The organism is Exiguobacterium sp. Helios (assembly GCF_014524545.1).
Classification (GTDB): domain Bacteria; phylum Bacillota; class Bacilli; order Exiguobacteriales; family Exiguobacteriaceae; genus Exiguobacterium_A.
Map to the genome: position 1 here is coordinate 61,370 of NZ_CP053558.1, position 17,788 is coordinate 79,157.

The following is a 17,788-nucleotide window of genomic DNA, read 5'->3' on the forward strand; positions in this document are numbered from 1 at the left end:
ATACGTCAAAGAACGATAACCGAGCGTGTCGACGCGATGGAATTTCTCTACCGTCCATCTATTGTGTTCGATGTAGTACGTTCGATTATCAGATTCCGAGGGTGCGATTCCTGAAGAACTAAGATGTTAGTCCGCGGTAAAATGGTTCGTAGAAGCATGGCTCTTCAGTCTCTTGACCCAATCAAGTCCTACTTGTTCGCGATGATTACACGATTCGACATATCGGTGTGAGTTTTCTTGATTCGGTCCTTAAACGGACGTCGAAAAGTACTTACCTGTTAGACGTCGACAGTGGATGAGTTTCTTTGTTATCATTCGTCTGATTTCCACTGAGACGAGTAAGTTGCGTCCTAGAGCGAAGTTGGCGGAAGTAGAGGATGTGAGTCATGAGGCGCCACTTGGTGACACATATATGAAAAAGGACCGGATAAACAATTCGGTCCTTTTTGAGTTTCCTGGCTGACCACCATAAATCCGAAGTAAGTCGTACTTCAAGGAAAAGGTTGTCTTCAAATACCTAAAAGCCTTACAATATCTTAAGGGTTTTAGGATATTGTTGTTTAGAATGATCTCTGGTAGACTAAGTTCATGAAGTCAAAAAAGAAAGTCAGAAGAAGGAGTGATGTCAATGAGACAAGTATTCCAGATCAAGAACAAACCGCATGGGTTCGACCGGGGGAAACAGTTCCTCGACGAAGGATTCGTTTGTATCGGATGGCCGGGCATCGGGAATCTTGAGAATGCTGACAAGAATGATATACGACGGGAGCTCGAACGGGAATACCGATATGACGGTCAGCGACTCGGAGCCTATACAGGGGTGGTCAACATGTTCGTCAACGTCGTGGAACCGGGGGATATCATCCTCGTCCCGGATGGTTCGATTGTGTATGTCGGAATCGCGGGTCCTTATCAATACCTGAAAGAGTATGACGACCAGAAGATTGGCATGTGTCATCGTCGTCCCGTCGAGTGGAGGGCAACGGTCGCGAAGTCAAGTTTGGATCAGAAGGTCGTGGACTTCGTCAAGAACCGAGGCACAATGACTAAATTCTCTGGGAGGTTGGACGAGACTCGATTGGCGCCACTCCTTAAGGAAGACATGAATGATCCGTTCGCCATCATCGAAGGGAAAATCGAATTGAATACGAATGACGGAATGTTCGACGAGGAGATAGTTCGAAAGGCGAAGGACGTATTACTCGATACGTTGAATTCAAATGACCCTGATTTACGCATGAAGGCAGCAATTGAGATATTAAGGCTCTCGAGGAACTGAATCTACCAAATAGTATTATGGACGAGGCCTAAGGGAAAGGGAGGACGATTATGCTGAAGACGATTGATGGAGAGATGGTGACGATGTAGACTATGAATCATACTTCAAGAAGAGAGTATAAAGCATCGACCAGAAGAATTATCGTTTCCTAGTAGAAGAGTTGAATCATGTATGTCATAGGTAGGGGTGGAGTACATGCCTAGAGCTGAGAGCTGGGTTCCGATGCGAGTCCAACTGAATTGCCTATCGTAAGAACAGCACATAGGCTACGAAGTTCTATAGCAGAGCCCTTTATAAGGAAATTGATGAGAGGTATGGTGAATCATGGATGATGTGACAAGATATCTTAAAACGATGGATGATGATGAATTGGTGAGGTTATATGGTACTTGGTATGAAGAGATGAAGGAAAGAGGAATCATCCGGACACGGAACGTGGTGGGCGAGATAGGAGAATATTTTGCCATCGAGACATATCGCAGCAATCCGCGTTTTCCAAATCTTTCACCTGCACGGGTCAGTATGAAGCATTTCGATGCGACTAGCGAAGATGGAACGAGGTATACTGTGAAGACGGTCACGAGTACGTCGACAGGGGTATTCTACGGTCTGAACCATCCGGAGTCGGAAGCGGAAGATGAGCGACTGTTCGATTATTTGATACTTGTCAGGCTGAACAAGGACTACACGCTCGCAGGCGTCCATGAGATGGCCTGGAATACGTTTCTTGAGTTGAAGAGCTGGCACTCACGGATGGCTGCATGGAAGATGGCCATCAATCAGCATGTTTTGTCATGCTGTATAAGAGTTGATAGAGAATGAAAAGTCTATAGTGAGATTTAAATTTAGAATCGCATGGAAAGAGAGGATGCAACTTGAATATTATGTGATTCTCATTAGATAATATAGGCTACTTTTAGTCATACCTCCTTATCGTATGAATGCATATAATATTCAGTAACAAGAAGAGGGAGAGCTATACTGACTAGTTTACCAAGTCACCCCTAATCTATGCTTGATAAATATGAGTATTCGATAAGCTCCGAACCAGCAAATAGCAATCGTATGAGATGGATAGAAGTTGGTTAAAACAAGATGAATCGATAAACAAAAAAACAAAACCCCACTGGCTACAAAAATGGAGTAGCCAATAGGGTTGCTCGTGTGCGATAACCAACAAGCTGCAAAATTATAGGAGCAGCCAATAGATTAACGCAAATTATTTTTTATATTCTTCCATTACATTATGCCTAAAGATTTATAAATTGTAAAGCTAGAAATCTTAAAAAGAATGAAAGGGCTGGATGTGGTAATGAAACAAATCTTTCCTGTAAGAATATTTTTTGATGAAAGCGGAAAAAATACTGACAAAATCCACCTGATGGGAGCGTTGCTCATTCCTGAAAAAGTATATGCACATAAAGAGTTACAGCGACTGAACGAGCTGATAAAAAAGAACAACATACACTGGACAGACTACAGTGGACATGGATCAACACGTAAGAATATAGAAAAGATCCTGACTGAATCAATGGAGTACCAGAATTTAATGAAGATGAACATCATTTCATATAATCAAAACAAAATCCAGGAAGATTCAATAGACATCAAGCCAGATTTTGATGAGATTGTAGACCGTACGATTTACACGAAATTTCCAGAGCGGGTTGTCTATGGACTGATAAGAAAGTATGGGAGTCACACGCTTTTAGATGCGAAAGTATATATCGAGCACGATAATACGTACGAAGCAAAAAACTATGATTTAAGTAAGCAAATGTTTGAGCAACTCAATATTCAGTCAGTATATCGTGGCGAGAACTATAAATTGAGTCATGTTGGCTATCTGACTAAAAAACAAGAGTATGGAATCGAGTTGACGGACCTTATGCTCGGTGTTGTTAGAACAATCATCGAGAACAACAACACCTCGAAAAGGAAACGAGCAAAAAATGAACTAGTAATGGAATTGCTCAAAATTTCGAACGTATACGATTTTTTAGTCAGGATAAAGCTGTTCGAATGGGGAAAAGCTAACCAACTGATTGATACTCCGATCAAGAACTATATAGATATCTTTATGAGCGAGCAAGGAGATATCGAAATGTAAATGGTGAAGAACCGGTATCATGAATGACACCATCTGATTTTCACACGTACATTCGGAAGGTGTATCATCATTTAATCACTTGCTTGAGCTTATTCATTAAACTGGCGTCTAGCTTAATTTTTTTTGGCAAGAATCCTACTTGAATGGCTATATCCCTTCTAAGCTTGCTTAAGGGCTCCTCATTGATGCGACTTTCATCGACTACGTATCCTACTATGAAGGATTTTAATTCCTCCACATCGGAAAAAGGTGATTCGGGTAGAAGTCTATGAAGAAGGTCATCAGGGTACATTTGCCTTTTCTTGACTATTTCATGAGCATGTCCGTTATGATATCCATAAAGTGGTCTTAATTTAAAGGTGTCTATCAATTCCTCTATGTTAGAGATAGCAGGGTCATCTACCTCGATATCAATTGAAGCAGTACTAGTGACTGTCCCTGGCATAGCGGTGAAACGAAAATAAGAATGCATGTCGTGCTCGAACGGATGTAGACCAACAGGGGAAAGATTTTTCCCCCCCTTCAAGCCTTGATTACATTGCTTACAAGAAGGAACTAGATTATAGAGCGACATCGAAAAATGAGGATATGCTGACTTCGAGAGAAAATGATCGAAATCTGCTCTGATTCGACCGTCGCTCGATAAGAATGGTGTCACGAATTGTCGGTTGCAATAGGGGCATACGATTACTCCACCCACCATAATCAATGCATAATCGCTCCATCCGTATTCAAAAATCCTAGATTTTCCTACATTAGAAAGAGTCATATGGATATCAGGAATTGTGTAGAATGCCTTCTCGAACATCTTTGATGTAGGGAGCTTGTCATCATTGAGAGCATCACAAATTTCTTGAGCTCTACTTGGGAAAGCTTCGCACAACAGTTCCCTAAAATGATGACGATTCTTGAGGCCGAATCGTGTCCTAGATCCTCTGCCGCTACGTCTTTTAGCGGCTGTTTTTAGGAGATTGAACAATGTGTCGGTCTTGAACGCTTCATACCCGAACAATTGATAGACATGATCACTAAAGGTCGCATCTTGTTCACGGGAAGACAGGATATTCATGATGAGCGGAAAAAGGGAAGACATCTCTTCTTGTATCTTTAAGAGTTCTGAAGGTTTTCCTTTGGATATTCTTTCTAAGTTACTCTCTATGTAGGAATAGAATGACAGCTGCTGTCTTTTGAACGCTGTTTTAAACTCCAAATTCGTGCCTTCGTACTTCAAGTGTTCTATGAGTACATTTACCGATTTTTTCTTCCAAGGAAAAGTAATCGATTTCGCTTTTGTCAGTTTCGGAACAAGGTTCTGAATAAGAAATTCATGATGTCTGATTTCGATTTCTTCTGAATAGACTAACTTAATCAACGGAGTGGTTCCTCCTCATCGTTCGAATCAATGATGTATTTTATTAATGTCTCGCGTTCATTTTTATCCATGGCCTTGAAAAGGTCCATGGATTTTTGTACTTTTCTCGAATCAGTGGCCATTGATAAAGAATCAATTTTCTCCTGATAAGCGAATCGGATTATGCGTTCGCCGATGATGTCCACGATATTTTTTATTTCACCGAGACGCCTTTGGAAATCATGACTTCTTTCCTTAGTATCGCTAATAACTTGGAGTTCTCGATCTATTCGTTCCAAAACCTTAGAAGACAATCGCCCGCTTGTTGCTTCTAAAGAAAAGGAATCGGTGAATAAGGAATAGATGTTTTGATTGAATGTACGTTGAACTTTATTTTGAGACTCGTTCATCGTAAGATGACAGACGTTATAATGAGGAAGGTCGGACAATAGGACGGGAGAGTGGCTCGTTAGAATGATTTGAATTCTTTCCCTGTCTGTGAATATCCTTGAAACAACTGATATTAGTTTATGAAGATACTCGGACTGCCACCTCGGATCAAGATGACTATCTGCCTCGTCTATCAAAATCCAAATGTTCTGTTGTGGTGTTTTAGTTCGTCTCTGGATTTTTGATTTGTAAAGAAGAGAATAGAGATTCAGCAATTTAGTTTCGCCAGTACTCATCCCCCAGTCAAAACGAATGAATGGTATGTGAGAAATATAGTTGAACCATTCGAAAAAATAGGTGAATGCGGTAAAATCTTTATCAGAGTCTAGATTCAAGTAATATGAATTATAAGTGTATTTTTCTTTAGAAGGTGTGATTAGTTCTGCGATAAAAACCTCTACTTCCTCTTCGAATGAGTCTGGAAATATTGAATCAAAGGATAGATTGAATATTTTTTTGAAGACATCCAAAATTTCAGTGGTCGTGAAAGAATTAAAATCTTCCAAGGATATACTCAAGATAGCCTTTATTTTTGTGATGAACTCCATCATTTTATCATCAATCTCTTCTGGTACAAGTGAGGCATGCAAAATAAGCGTATCTAATAGACAAATGTTAAGCATTGCATCACCTACTTCTGAGAACTCTGCTTCGTTAAGAAGTAGATACTGGATATTTCTTCTAATCGTATACAATAGTTCTTCTGCAGGTTTCTTACTCTTCTTAAGAGACATGCTATTGAACCTCTCTTCGAGAGTATGCATCAGTAGGTCCAAGTCAAATTCGAGGTGAAGTCTCTGAGGGAGGGGAAATTCCAAAAGGGAATGAGATCGTTGAAACTTTCTGACGAAGTTCAACTGATCAGTCATCTCCTCGTTAAAATATACGGATAATGGACTGCTGAACGAAATAGTCTTACTTTGTCGTGACGATTGGGATGCTTTTAATAAAGAATGACTCGTAGAAGCATCAAAAAGCAATTCAGATCGAGTATGCCGGTTATAGAAGAAATCCTGTTTGTCGATTACATCGGAAATATAGATGATACTATTTTCAGAAAAATATTTTTCTACATTCTCATCGTCAATCTGAATTAGATTTGGACCATTATTAAAATCGCGTGTATCGATTTTTAGATTTTCTAGATTTGATAAGTACATGAGCTTACTTGGATTGCTTGAATCGTCGTAAAAAATACCTAAAAACGAATTATTTAATCCATCATGAATTTTAATGTTCAAAAAATCTTTGATTGTCCTAAGAAGGGTCGTCTTTCCTATTCTATTTTCTCCTATGATTACATTAGCAGTCTCAAGATTGGGATAATCTTTAAAGATGAAATCATCGATCTTGTTGATATTTTCATTAAATCCTTTTAAAGAAAGTACATAATTCTCTGAGTCATGTTCCTGCTCTAGAGATGTAGTAAGCGAGTTTTGAAGAATAAACTCTTCAATTTTCTTAGAGTCTTTCGCTTGTTTTAATAGATAAATCAGTTTCACATCAGCACCCCTTGGTTATAAAAAGTAGTCAACATTAAGTATATAGTTAAATTATGTATATGTAGATTATGATTCTTTCGTGATTGTAATAATTTATGAGTTAATCATCTGATTTTTTGTGAGATAAAAGGCAAACTAGTAAATCGATTAGCAGTGAAGTACTAATAAAATATTTCTGATACTCAATCAACTTTAATCCGATGTTGATTTTTGAAAATATTCCAAGAAGCAACATATGAAAAAAGTATGGAGAATTTTGAGGATAGATTTTTAAATATCATTTTTTAAACGGATGATTTGATTAACTTCAATTAATTATGAATCGTGAGCTGTTGAACCCATCTTCGATTTCGTTACATACAATAAAAACAACATTTTGTAAAAAATAAATAAAAAACCCTCAAATTTTGTTATTTTATAACTTTAAATCCAAAATATGCATAAACAAATATTTTTGTGTGAATTTGTTTGCTAACTTAGAGTTGATTTATTGAATGCGATTGATTAGCAGGACAAGTTTAACATCAGATGAGGGGTGGAGAGAAAATGAATGAGGAAGGGATTTTATCTGCAGGAATACATGAATTAAATTTGGATGACTTCTACGAAATGTTTTGTTTTAATTCCTGTCGGGAAAAATTTAAAAATGAGTTTGAAGGATTGATGCAATTCGTAAAAACGAGTGATGCTCAATTTTTATTCATAGGAGGTTCGTTCGTTACATATAAAAGTAATCCGAAAGATTTGGATTGTCTGATTGTCTATCCTAAACGATCAGATATCCCTTCAAGTAAGGTCAAAGGATTAAAGGATTTGGACATACAGTATGCTTCATCGGATTTTCCGAACTCGGTCGATGCATATCTTCATTTATTTTCTCATGATTCAAGTAATGCAGAGAAAGGAATAGTACAGGTTAAAATTGGTGATACTAGTTTAAACTGGAACGTAAATTCTTTCCGAGAAAAAGACTATCAAGAAGTCAAAAATTTATACTATCTATACTCTAAATCAAAAAAATAAGCAGATTACTGAACGGATGACGTAAGAAGTCACCGTTCTTTTTTTATGGCCAAAACGGATATCTAATAAGTCATTTTTTCCAGCCTGGATATATCATGCCTCTAGGTTAGATGTTGAGAAGCTATTGATCTGACGGTTTGAGAACAAGGTCATATTTCTTATGGTTTAAATTAAGTTCTTATTGCTTGAATAGTCATCACCAAGAAATAGTTCTAAAGGGTTACGATGAACAACTCTTTTAAAAAGCTTACTGACTAAAAAGAACCGACAATTACGTGTAAATTGAATGCTTATACTTAAAAACGCTACATGATGAATACATTTGAATCATATTTACTTTTTATATAATTAATACTCTAGTCTTGAAGTCCTAACAAAAAAAAGTGTAATCCACCAAAATATGCATAAACACATATTTTATGGCAATAGTTTTTGATATCTTAAAAAAGTAGAAAAAATAGTTAGGGGATATAAGAAAATGAAAAATAGCAAGTTAAATATTGTGTGCCTTCTTGTACTAGGGATTACCTTATTGTTTAGTTCGACAGCTATTTCGGTAACAGATAGAAGCACTCATGCGAATGCTTCTGCATCTACACTTAAAACAGAGTTACCTTTTGAGCATTAAGAGTTAGAGATATAAGTTCCCTTGTTTTGAATCAGAATTTTTTTATGAACATCGAGTTTTAACAATTCAAAAAAGAAAAGTGACTTTGAGTATGCCGAACCAATCTGTTCGGCATCGTAGTTCAGAGCCTCGAATACAGCACCTTTTTGATAATAGTATTGGCCAAGCAGCGACATGTTAGATGATTCGATGGATAGCTCAATACCTTCGTTTGTATATTTCAAAGAATTCGAATAATTCTTTTCGATGTACGATAACTTCCCAAGGTTATATAAAACTTTAATTTTAAGTGATATTCCATCGATGTCTATGGGAACTTCATCTAAAATTTTCTGATATAAAACAAAACTATCATTATATTTCTTGTTCTCAGCCATGATGTTCGCTGCAGAATTTTGAATGTGAAAGTTCAACATGACGTCTGAACCGATTGATTTGTTAAGTATCAGTAACATCAGCTCGACCCTACAGGTCTCTGCATTAATACGTCCTAGATAATATGCGGCAACGTATTTCTTCCAAAGTATGAACTTCTCAAGGTCTCCGTTTATTGGAAAAGGACTGTTTAATAATTCTTCGATGTAAATCAATAATTCGGAATATTCTTTTTTATATGAAAGGCCAAGGATTTTACTCTTTATTTCCTTTGTTAGTTCCACCTCTTCATATGTCAAAATGTCGAAAAAGTGAGTGAGTGGAGTAGTAAGTTTGGTTGCTATGGAATATAGCAAGTCTATTCCAGGGAAAAAATCTCCAGTTTCGATACGACTTATTTCTGATTGACTACATATATCAGCAGATAGTTCCTTTTGAGTAATCTTTTTAGATTTTCTAATTTTCTTAATCTCGAGCCCTAGTCTTTCTTTATTTAGCACAGCAATAGTTCCTACTTTCGAATAAATTGATTTACAAAAATTATAACGTGTAAGAGCATATTTTACTATTTCTATGAAGGGGCCAAAATTATGAACAAAGATTATCCGGTTGTTTTATTGTGCGGAGGAAAAGGTACTCGTCTCGAAGGGGATAGATTTTCTCCTCCAAAATGTCTGATTGAAGTAAAGGGAAAACCGATTATTTGGCACATTATGAAGCACTATGCCTCACATGGATTCAAAAACTTTATCATTTGCCTCGGTCATAAAGGAGATATGATCAAAGATTATTTTATTAATTTTAATATGAAAAATAGTGATTTGAACATTAGGTTTGAAGGCGGCTATTCGAATGTAGAGGTCATAAAACAGAACTTTTCAATTGAAGACTGGAACGTCAAGTTGGTAGAGACCGGTGAAGATACGATGACAGGGTCCCGCTTGAAAAAAATTGAACGATATATCGAGACTGATTTATTTTTGATGACCTATGGTGATGGGATTTCAAATGTTAATTTATCAGAACTTTTAAGCTTCCATCTTGAACATGGTGCATTGGCTACTTTGACAGGTGTCCATCCAAGGTCGCAATATGGTCAATTGAATATGAATGGTAATCTTGTGACTTCCTTCAGAGAAAAAGCGATATTGACGGAGCAATATATTAATGGCGGATATTTTGTACTCCATAAAAAAGTTTTAGAAGATATTGCGGAAGACACATTGGATTGTGTTTGGGAAAATGAACCACTTGAAAGATTAGTATACATGAACGAGCTATTTGTTTATAAACATGAAGGCTTTTGGCAAGGGATGGATACATTAAAAGATAGAGATTTTTTAGAAGTCTTGATGAACAATCAGGAAGGAAAGGATATTTCGTATGTCTAATGACTTTCGCGGGTTCTATAAAGGAAAGACAATCTTGGTCACAGGCCATACAGGATTTAAAGGATCTTGGCTGAGCCTCTGGCTGGTCACCCTAGGGGCGAAGGTGGTAGGGATTGGTCTTAAGCCAAATCATGAAAAGGATAATTTCGTCAAGACTAATCTTTCACGAAAAATGACAAGTATAGAAATGGACATCAAAGAAAAAGCCAGTCTTGAAAAAATAATCGAAGAACATAGACCGAGCATCATCTTCCATCTAGCGGCACAACCACTAGTTCAAGAATCTATACTGACTCCATATGAAACCATTGAAGACAATGTGATGGGAACATTGAATATCCTAGAGTGTATAAAGAAATACGAATTCATAAAAAGTTCGATTATTGTCACGAGTGATAAGACTTACGAGAACAAAGAACAGATTTGGGGATACAGGGAGATTGACCATATGGGTGGCAAAGACCCTTACAGTGCTTCTAAAGCAGCAGTAGAAATACTGACCCATTCCTATATGGAAACTTTTTATTCCGAACAAGGGACTGGGGTTGCGACAGTAAGAGCTGGAAATGTTATTGGTGGAGGAGACTGGTCGAAAAATCGTATCATTCCGGATACGGTGAAGTTTGCTTTAGAAAATCAAAGGCTCCAGATTAGAAATCCAGATTCGATTCGGCCATGGCAACATGTCTTAGAACCATTGAGTGGCTATCTATTACTGGCATATAAATTATTCGATGATCCATCACGATACAGCAGCAGTTGGAATTTCGGGCCGAATAAGGAATCGATGGTTTCGGTAGAAAAATTAGTATCCCTTGTAAGCGAACGTTTAAAAAATGTCCGATATGAGGTAGCTGACACTAAAAACTCAGAAACGGCATTTCTGAACTTGGATTATTCAAAATCTTACTTCCTGTTGGGCTGGGAACCTCGGTTATCAATCCGACAAGCGGTAGAAATGACAATCGATTGGTACAACGATTATGAAGAGAAGGATATGTATGATTTTTGTAGTCGACAAATTCTTGATTATTCAGAAATGATATTTGGTACAGCCGACATCGGTGCAATATATCAATGAGTCTGAAAAACGAAAGAATTTTGATAGTAGGTGGATCTAGTTTCATCGGAGTGAACTTAATTCGATTTTTCAAAGAAAAATCTGTAGATGGCCATGAGTTATACGCAATCGGCTTCTCGAATAAGGTGAACTTCATTGACGACGCCCATGTCTTTAACGTTGATATCAGTGATAGTGAACAAGTCAATGATGTGATAAGAAAAGTCAGACCCGATGTCGTCTATAACCTTTCTGCACTTACTAGGGAGTCGTGGGATTTAAGTAAGATCAATGAGGTATATAAGGTGAACATGATTGGGATGATGAACCTTCTATGCAGCTTGAAAAAAAATGAAGTTCGATTGAAAACATTTATACAAGTAAGTACGGCAGAAGAGTACGGCGATGTCTCGCTAGGGAAAGTCATAGATGAGGAGTCGCCATTGAACCCCACCAGTTTTTATTCAGCGAGCAAAGCCTCTGCTTCGATGTTTTGCGAGTTGTTTAGTAGGATGTTCGAAACGCCAATCACAATCGTTAAGATTTCACTAGTGTATGGACCAGGCCAGAAGGACAGCTTCTTCATTCCGAATGCAATCAATAAGATCCTTAAGGGTGAAAAACTAGAAATGACAATGGGTGAACAAAGAAGAGACTTTGTCTATATAGATGATTGTAGTGAGGCACTATTTTTAATGAAAGATCAAGTGAAGACATTCGAGGTTGTGAATCTAGTGTCTGGAGAATCAATCACATTAAAGGAGGTGATACAAAAAATCTCGAGTAAGATTTCATCCGATTCAGAAATCATCTTTGGAGCCCTTCCTTACAGAAAGAATGAAATCTTTCAAGGTTCATATTCCAACGAGAGAATCAGGAAAAGGATAGAGTGGGAACCAAAGACAAATTTCGAAGAGGGTATAACTAAAACTATTGCTTATTGTAAAGGTGAGGAATTTGATTACATATGTAAATGAAGAGGCAGAAATTCGTGAATATTATTTGAATCGTGGTTACAAGTTCATTGAGAATCAACAGCTGTTACCGCAGAACGATCCAACAATTTTTCTGATTAACTCTACTGTAGCTCTTTTCAAAAATCAAATGAATCAAGGCGTTAGTATTGAAGATACTTCTTTGATACAAGATTGTTTCAGAAACAATTCGGATGTCAACAGCTTAATACCGCTTTATTTTAAAATGTTCGGTCATATAGGCATGAAAACATCGCTTCATACCATCCTAGAAGACATAATCAGTCTATTCGAAAAACGATTTGGAATGAAGAAAGAGAATTTATGGTGCTATGTCAGTTCTAAAGACCAGGATTTAATCGAATGTTGGATTAAAGTCGGAAACCCCTCGACTCTTGTCCATATGAACGAAGAGAAGCCCGAATATGCAACCGTTTGGAAGTATGGAGATGGTTATTCACTCACAGGTCGAGGTATGACGATTGTGTATCGAGACGTTCGGCAGGAGAAGATTCGACCGAAGGGCATCTCTCTTGGAAACGTTATTGTGGTGAAGAATGAAATGACAGGCATGGAGTATGTTGAAACTGGATTTGGATATGATCGATTACTCTCGTTTCGCCATAAAAATGATGTATTTCAAATCCCTAGAAATAGAAGGATGATAGAAAAAATCGAAGGCTTAGGTATAAGCATTGAAGATGCGAAAGTACTGTCCCTTTTATTAAAGGCAGTCTTTAAACTTCTTGATGAGGGCATATGCCTAGGGAATAAGAAAGATGCATATTTGCTTAAGACTACGATGAAAAAATTAATCCTAAAACTCATGGATTTAGAAAAGTATAAGAAAGAAAACATCAGTTCTATGTATGAGCGTATTTATCAGAGCATCCAAGGGCAAGAAACATTTTTCAAGCATTCACACCACCAGCTCATTCTGGCCGAAGTAAAAAGGTTTATCGCTAATCTGGATACTCTAGAAAAATCGGCCGTAAAGTTGATCAGAAAAAATAAATCATCATGTGAACGAAAAAGACTTAAGCAACAAATCATCGAGAGCTTCGGTCTTACATCGGAACATACAGAAAAGCTTTTACAAATATATTTTTAGAGGAGATTAAATAAAATGGCTCAATTACTAGTCGAAGAAATTAAGAAGTTCAACTATGTGGATTTACTATCATATATCGGTGAGGTAAACCGCTGCCCAGGTGGAAAACGAACTATTTTAGAAATCGTAAAGAACACGAACCTTAAACCGGGAGCACGTATTCTCGAAATCGGATCAAACACAGGTTTCACTTCTATCGAAATTGCTAAACTTATCGATTGCGAAATCACAGGAATCGATGTAAACGAGAACGCAGTAAAAAAATCGAACGAACTACTTTTGAAAGAACCAGAATTTGTACAAAAACGAGTCAACTTTATCGTCGGTGATGCACAAAAAATTCCGTTCGAGGATGAAACTTTTGACTTGATCATCACAGGTGGGGCGAACACGTTCATTCCTAGCGAAGGACGCGAAGTAGCATTAAGCGAGTATAAACGTGTTCTTAAACCGTACGGAATGTTATCTGTCACGAATCTCTTCTATCATAGCCCTGTTCCGGCAGAACTCTTGAAAGACTTGAAGTCTGTCCTCGGATTCGAAATCAAGCCATGGACTGAAAACTATTGGTTGAAACTGATTCTCTCGTCTGGCCTTGAGTTGTTCTATCACGACAGTAAGAAAATGCAAGCACGATCGGAAGAAATCCTATCTTCTTATGTAGACAAGTTAATCCAAGAGAGTTTCGAGAATCAAGAAATTGAAGAAGATGTACTACAAGAATTTAAGTCGCAATGGTATAAAGTCATGGAAACGTTCAATGAAAACCATCGTTATCTTTCGTTCCTATTCGTAATCCTACGTAAGAATGTATTCGAAGAGCAACAAGAGCTGTTCATCGAAGAAGGTGCGATTGATCCTTGGAATATCGATGGTCCAGATTTATGGACAGAAAAAAACTTGTGAGGTGAAGAATATGTTAGTAGAAAATAAGATTACTCCAACCAAATCGTGGATGAAGCCAGAAAGCCATTACATCGAAGCGATGGACAGCGACTGGTATAAGACTTTGTTACGTGTTCAAAATCAAATCACTCATTCTACTTTTAACTTTTTCCGTGAACAAGACATCTTATCGGTTTCATTACCCATCACAACGGGATCAGTTACTAGTCCGATGGGACTGGGCAGTGATTCGCTTCCAGTAAAGATTAATTTGGAGGGCTTGGACACATATTTAGCCGATTCGATGCAGTTCCATTTAGAATATGCACTCCGGAACGTCCCGAACGGAGTCCATTATTTGATGCCTACATTCAGAGGAGAGTTAGCTGACGCTCGACACTTATGTCAATTTTATCATAGTGAAGCTGAAATCCAAGGTGACCTTAATGATGTCATGCGTCTGGTGAGTGAATATGTCCACTATCTATGTAAAGATTTATTGAAATATAGTGCTTCCGATATCAAAGCGATTGCAGGTTCGATCCAACACATCGAGGATGTGATTGAATTGAATGCCTCGTATCCGAAGGTTTCTCTAGAAGAAGCGGTTGAGTTGTTGAATCGAGATCCGCGTTACGTAGAAACCCACCCTGCTGGATTTGATTCAATCACGAATCAAGGAGAGCAAGAATTGATTAAGCTCTTCGGTGGAATCGTCTGGTTGACACATCCGGAGTATAAGTCTGTTCCATTCTATCAAGCGATTGATTCAGATGGAAAACATGCGTTGAGTGGTGATTTGTTGTTCGGTATTGGAGAAGTGGTTGGTTCTGGTCAACGACATACGACTATCGAAGACTTGACCGAGTCAATGGAAGCACTCGATGTCGACGCAGCAGAATATGAATGGTATCTGAACATGAAAAAACTCAAGCCTATGGATACAGCAGGATTCGGCATGGGGATTGAAAGATTTATTTTATGGTTATTTAAGCATGATGATATTCGAGATTGTCAAATGATTCCACGATTCAACGGTGTGGAAATCAATCCATAATCAATGATGTATGTGTAGCTCAAGGGGAAAATGACATTCCTCTTGGGTTACGTATGTTTATTCATTTGTTTTTTCGTTTTCAGAAAAAAATTCTAGGAGATTATTAATATGTCAATTACAGCTTGTATTCTAGTCAAAGATGAACCGGACTTGCTAAGAGGCTGTCTAGAACATCTGAAAAAGTATGTGAATGAATTTGTCATCGTAGACAGCAGCAATGGCACGGAATGCTCAAATATCTCTAGAAAATTCAATGCGAAGGTGATTCCGTTTAATGAACTATTTCCTGAAAAAAAGAATGATTATTCTGAATCGATAAAACGGAATCTCTGTTTAGACGAAACTGGAACAGAATGGTCTTTAATACTTGATTGTGATGAGCGAATACATAGAAGCGACTTAGAAAAAATCGAGACGTTAATCGAGAAGTATCAGCATCACGATAACGTGCTAGGATTCACGTTGTCTAGATATGAGTATACGGGATTAGGAAGATGGGCGTTTAATCGACAGATTCCAAGATTGATTCGAAAGAAACCGGAACTAAGATACAACCAGGTGAACATCCACACGTCCATCCTTCCATCCGTCAGAAATCTTGGAGGAGAAATCATCGATTCAGGGATATCAATCCACCATTATGACAATATAATCTACAATCGAGCAAAGTTAAAAAGAAAGATATACCGCGGCGAACTCCACAAAGAATGCCTTCGGAAGGAACTCTCAGAATCGGAGTTATCAGACGTGACATTATTTCTAGGACTCGAATACAGCGTCATCGGTGAAACAAAAAAAGCGGAAAAATTATTCTTAGAAGCTATTCGAATAGATGGAAATAACTCGTATCTAGGCAAGGTTTTCCTAGCACAGCTATATCTGGCAGAAAAAAGATTGAATGAAGTCAAAGTAATATTGAGCGAGCAGACTTCTGACGATACCATGCTTACGCTTCTAGCAGAAGTACATTATTTAGAAGGAAATCTTGATAAGACGTTGGCACTATTGCTTAAAAATCTAAAGATCAATAAAAATGCTGCCCATACTTATATAAATATTGCTTCGTTATTAGAAAAAACTTCTCCAAAAATGGCTTTAGAGTTTTTACGATCTGCATTACAACTTAATCCATATTTATTAGATCCTATCTTATATAAGGTCGGAGATTCTCCTAGTCTATTCGATAAACAGTTTTCATTAATTAGTGCGGTCAGAACATTCAAAAGCCATGTAGCCTCATGTTTGAGCATGTTGGATTCTCTCGAAGAGGATGAAAAATGGAACCGGATTTTCCGAGACTATCAATCTGAGAAAATTCATGATGAGAAAAAATTGTTGTGATATCTCAATTTTATATGAAAGGTGTTTTAATCGATAATGAAAAATATTTTAACGTTCGGCTATAGGAAAGAGATAGCAGACATCTGTGAAGATAAGGGATTTAAGCTAGTAGTATTACTGGATGCGTGGGATGATGTGGATCAACTTCCTTCACCTAAACAAAATGAGAACAGAATTCTTACGAAAAATAATACCAGTATGGAGGATGTGTTATCTGCACTTATCGAGAATGAGGAGACTAGTTTTGATGCGGTATATTCGGCACATGAATCTTTTGTCGTCAACGCATCGTTTTTGTCGAGTGTATTTACGAAATCCAAAGGTTTTCCAATGACTTTGATCCGTTTTAGGGACAAGCAATTACAAAAAGACTTTATCAGGTCTGAATATAGAACGGCATCTTCAAGAAAAATATCCGTTCAAAACAAAAAAAGAGAACTAGACGCAGTTGCCTTTCCATCAGTAGTGAAGCCGTTAAGTGGTTCTGGTGCGGAGCATACACATGTGGTCCATGATGTAAGTGGATTAGAGAAAATTCTTCAACATCACGCACATAACACAAACCTTCCGCAACAATTGATAGTTGAGGATTATGTAAAAGGAGAAGAATGGCACATCAATGGGTGGATGCAAGAGAGTGTTTTAGAATTCGTCACGGTCTCTAGATACTTGAAGCCTTGTATCGAAACGAAGAATGGATGGATGAACAGTAGTATCACATATCGCCCTGAGGAAAATGAGGAGTTATATCAAGAAGCCCGAGTGTTCGTAGAAGGTACGTTGCGAACATTAGAATTGAACGACGGTGTATTTCACATGGAGCTGTTCCGTGACGAAGAAGGGTTTGTGTTTGGAGAATGTGGGGCCAGGGTGGGAGGTTATCCGGTTCCTTCAGTAATTAAAGCGATGTTCGATGTGGACTTACATGAAATCGCAATGACGTTCGCATTAGGAGAACAGGTTTTGACAGTGGAAGCTGCATCTTCATTTTATTACGGAGAAACCGATTTACCACCCCTAGCATCAAATAAAGCGATCTTACCAGACGAGAAAGAATTATATCAGATACCTGGTGTAGAAAGTGTGGAATACAATTGGAATCCTGGTAGCGATTTGCCTGACCCTACTAAGAGCACGACTTCATCAACGGGAAGCCTGATGGTAAAGGGGACGTCAGTGGAGGATGTCGAAAAAACGCTGGAAGAAGCACTGTTAAAGTTCAAAGCACTAACTTGATACTTAAGGGAGGAG

General features: G+C 37.8%; 15 protein-coding genes. 12 read left to right on the plus strand and 3 right to left on the minus strand.

The annotated features are described in order from the left end of the window. Window positions 1–628 precede the first annotated feature (628 nt). From HNY42_RS15995 to HNY42_RS16005, 3 genes are all read left to right on the plus strand, one after another. Window positions 629–1,279, plus strand: a complete 651-nt coding sequence (locus tag HNY42_RS15995) for a hypothetical protein (RefSeq protein ID WP_188005475.1) — start codon at window positions 629–631, stop codon at window positions 1,277–1,279. Between the two features lie 324 nt (window positions 1,280–1,603). Beyond that, window positions 1,604–2,101, plus strand: coding sequence for a hypothetical protein (locus tag HNY42_RS16000; RefSeq protein WP_188005476.1), 498 nt, complete (start codon window positions 1,604–1,606; stop codon window positions 2,099–2,101). 490 nt (window positions 2,102–2,591) lie between these two features. Beyond that, window positions 2,592–3,389: a DUF3800 domain-containing protein gene (locus tag HNY42_RS16005; RefSeq protein ID WP_188005477.1), complete on the plus strand. Its 798-nt coding sequence runs from the start codon at window positions 2,592–2,594 to the stop codon at window positions 3,387–3,389. A 67-nt stretch (window positions 3,390–3,456) separates the two neighbouring features. Here HNY42_RS16005 and HNY42_RS16010 read toward each other — a convergent pair whose 3' ends face one another. Both HNY42_RS16010 and HNY42_RS16015 read right to left on the minus strand, forming a co-directional pair. Continuing rightward, complete coding sequence (locus HNY42_RS16010) at window positions 3,457–4,761, minus strand: HNH endonuclease family protein (RefSeq protein WP_188005478.1); 1,305 nt, start codon at window positions 4,759–4,761, stop codon at window positions 3,457–3,459. Next, on the minus strand, window positions 4,758–6,692 hold the full coding sequence (locus HNY42_RS16015) for an AAA family ATPase (protein WP_188005479.1): 1,935 nt from the start codon (window positions 6,690–6,692) through the stop codon (window positions 4,758–4,760). Before HNY42_RS16015 ends, HNY42_RS16010 begins: the two co-directional genes overlap by 4 nt. A gap of 546 nt (window positions 6,693–7,238) precedes the next feature. Between HNY42_RS16015 and HNY42_RS16020 the strand changes: the two genes are divergently transcribed. After that, complete coding sequence (locus HNY42_RS16020) at window positions 7,239–7,715, plus strand: DUF6932 family protein (RefSeq protein WP_188005480.1); 477 nt, start codon at window positions 7,239–7,241, stop codon at window positions 7,713–7,715. A 624-nt stretch (window positions 7,716–8,339) separates the two neighbouring features. Here HNY42_RS16020 and HNY42_RS16025 read toward each other — a convergent pair. After that, window positions 8,340–9,218, minus strand: coding sequence for a helix-turn-helix domain-containing protein (locus tag HNY42_RS16025; RefSeq protein ID WP_188005481.1), 879 nt, complete (start codon window positions 9,216–9,218; stop codon window positions 8,340–8,342). A 90-nt stretch (window positions 9,219–9,308) separates the two neighbouring features. Here HNY42_RS16025 and HNY42_RS16030 point away from each other — a divergent pair, with 90 nt between their 5' ends. From HNY42_RS16030 to HNY42_RS16065, 8 genes are all read left to right on the plus strand, one after another. Further along, window positions 9,309–10,109 carry a sugar phosphate nucleotidyltransferase gene (locus HNY42_RS16030; protein ID WP_188005482.1) on the plus strand — a complete coding sequence of 267 codons (801 nt, stop codon included), beginning with the start codon at window positions 9,309–9,311 and terminating at the stop codon, window positions 10,107–10,109. Next, window positions 10,102–11,190 (plus strand): CDP-glucose 4,6-dehydratase, encoded by a 1,089-nt coding sequence (rfbG, locus tag HNY42_RS16035; protein ID WP_188005483.1) that lies wholly within the window; start codon window positions 10,102–10,104, stop codon window positions 11,188–11,190. The genes HNY42_RS16030 and rfbG overlap by 8 nt, the downstream gene beginning before the upstream one ends. Then, complete coding sequence (locus HNY42_RS16040) at window positions 11,187–12,146, plus strand: NAD-dependent epimerase/dehydratase family protein (protein WP_188005484.1); 960 nt, start codon at window positions 11,187–11,189, stop codon at window positions 12,144–12,146. The genes rfbG and HNY42_RS16040 overlap by 4 nt, the downstream gene beginning before the upstream one ends. Further along, window positions 12,127–13,254 carry an alanine--tRNA ligase-related protein gene (locus HNY42_RS16045; RefSeq protein WP_188005485.1) on the plus strand — a complete coding sequence of 376 codons (1,128 nt, stop codon included), beginning with the start codon at window positions 12,127–12,129 and terminating at the stop codon, window positions 13,252–13,254. The genes HNY42_RS16040 and HNY42_RS16045 overlap by 20 nt, the downstream gene beginning before the upstream one ends. 15 nt (window positions 13,255–13,269) lie before the next feature. Further along, entirely contained in the window at window positions 13,270–14,160 is an 891-nt protein-coding gene (locus tag HNY42_RS16050) for a class I SAM-dependent methyltransferase (RefSeq protein ID WP_188005486.1), read from the plus strand. Window positions 14,161–14,170: 10 nt separating this feature from the next. Further along, window positions 14,171–15,196, plus strand: coding sequence for an asparagine synthetase A (locus tag HNY42_RS16055; protein WP_214811811.1), 1,026 nt, complete (start codon window positions 14,171–14,173; stop codon window positions 15,194–15,196). A 108-nt stretch (window positions 15,197–15,304) separates the two neighbouring features. Continuing rightward, window positions 15,305–16,537, plus strand: coding sequence for a tetratricopeptide repeat-containing glycosyltransferase (locus HNY42_RS16060; protein ID WP_188005488.1), 1,233 nt, complete (start codon window positions 15,305–15,307; stop codon window positions 16,535–16,537). 36 nt (window positions 16,538–16,573) lie between these two features. After that, window positions 16,574–17,773, plus strand: coding sequence for an ATP-grasp domain-containing protein (locus HNY42_RS16065; protein ID WP_188005489.1), 1,200 nt, complete (start codon window positions 16,574–16,576; stop codon window positions 17,771–17,773). The last annotated feature ends 15 nt before the right edge of the window (window positions 17,774–17,788 follow it).

What these genes read in the sequence shown, in the direction of transcription:
- HNY42_RS15995 (WP_188005475.1), top strand. Translation starts at nt 629, where the DNA reads ATGAGACAAGTATTCCAGATCAAGAACAAACCGCATGGGTTCGACCGG.
- HNY42_RS16000 (WP_188005476.1), top strand. Translation starts at nt 1,604, where the DNA reads ATGGATGATGTGACAAGATATCTTAAAACGATGGATGATGATGAATTG.
- HNY42_RS16005 (WP_188005477.1), top strand. Translation starts at nt 2,592, where the DNA reads ATGAAACAAATCTTTCCTGTAAGAATATTTTTTGATGAAAGCGGAAAA.
- HNY42_RS16020 (WP_188005480.1), top strand. Translation starts at nt 7,239, where the DNA reads ATGAATGAGGAAGGGATTTTATCTGCAGGAATACATGAATTAAATTTG.
- HNY42_RS16030 (WP_188005482.1), top strand. Translation starts at nt 9,309, where the DNA reads ATGAACAAAGATTATCCGGTTGTTTTATTGTGCGGAGGAAAAGGTACT.
- rfbG (WP_188005483.1), top strand. Translation starts at nt 10,102, where the DNA reads ATGTCTAATGACTTTCGCGGGTTCTATAAAGGAAAGACAATCTTGGTC.
- HNY42_RS16040 (WP_188005484.1), top strand. Translation starts at nt 11,187, where the DNA reads ATGAGTCTGAAAAACGAAAGAATTTTGATAGTAGGTGGATCTAGTTTC.
- HNY42_RS16050 (WP_188005486.1), top strand. Translation starts at nt 13,270, where the DNA reads ATGGCTCAATTACTAGTCGAAGAAATTAAGAAGTTCAACTATGTGGAT.
- HNY42_RS16055 (WP_214811811.1), top strand. Translation starts at nt 14,171, where the DNA reads ATGTTAGTAGAAAATAAGATTACTCCAACCAAATCGTGGATGAAGCCA.
- HNY42_RS16060 (WP_188005488.1), top strand. Translation starts at nt 15,305, where the DNA reads ATGTCAATTACAGCTTGTATTCTAGTCAAAGATGAACCGGACTTGCTA.
- HNY42_RS16065 (WP_188005489.1), top strand. Translation starts at nt 16,574, where the DNA reads ATGAAAAATATTTTAACGTTCGGCTATAGGAAAGAGATAGCAGACATC.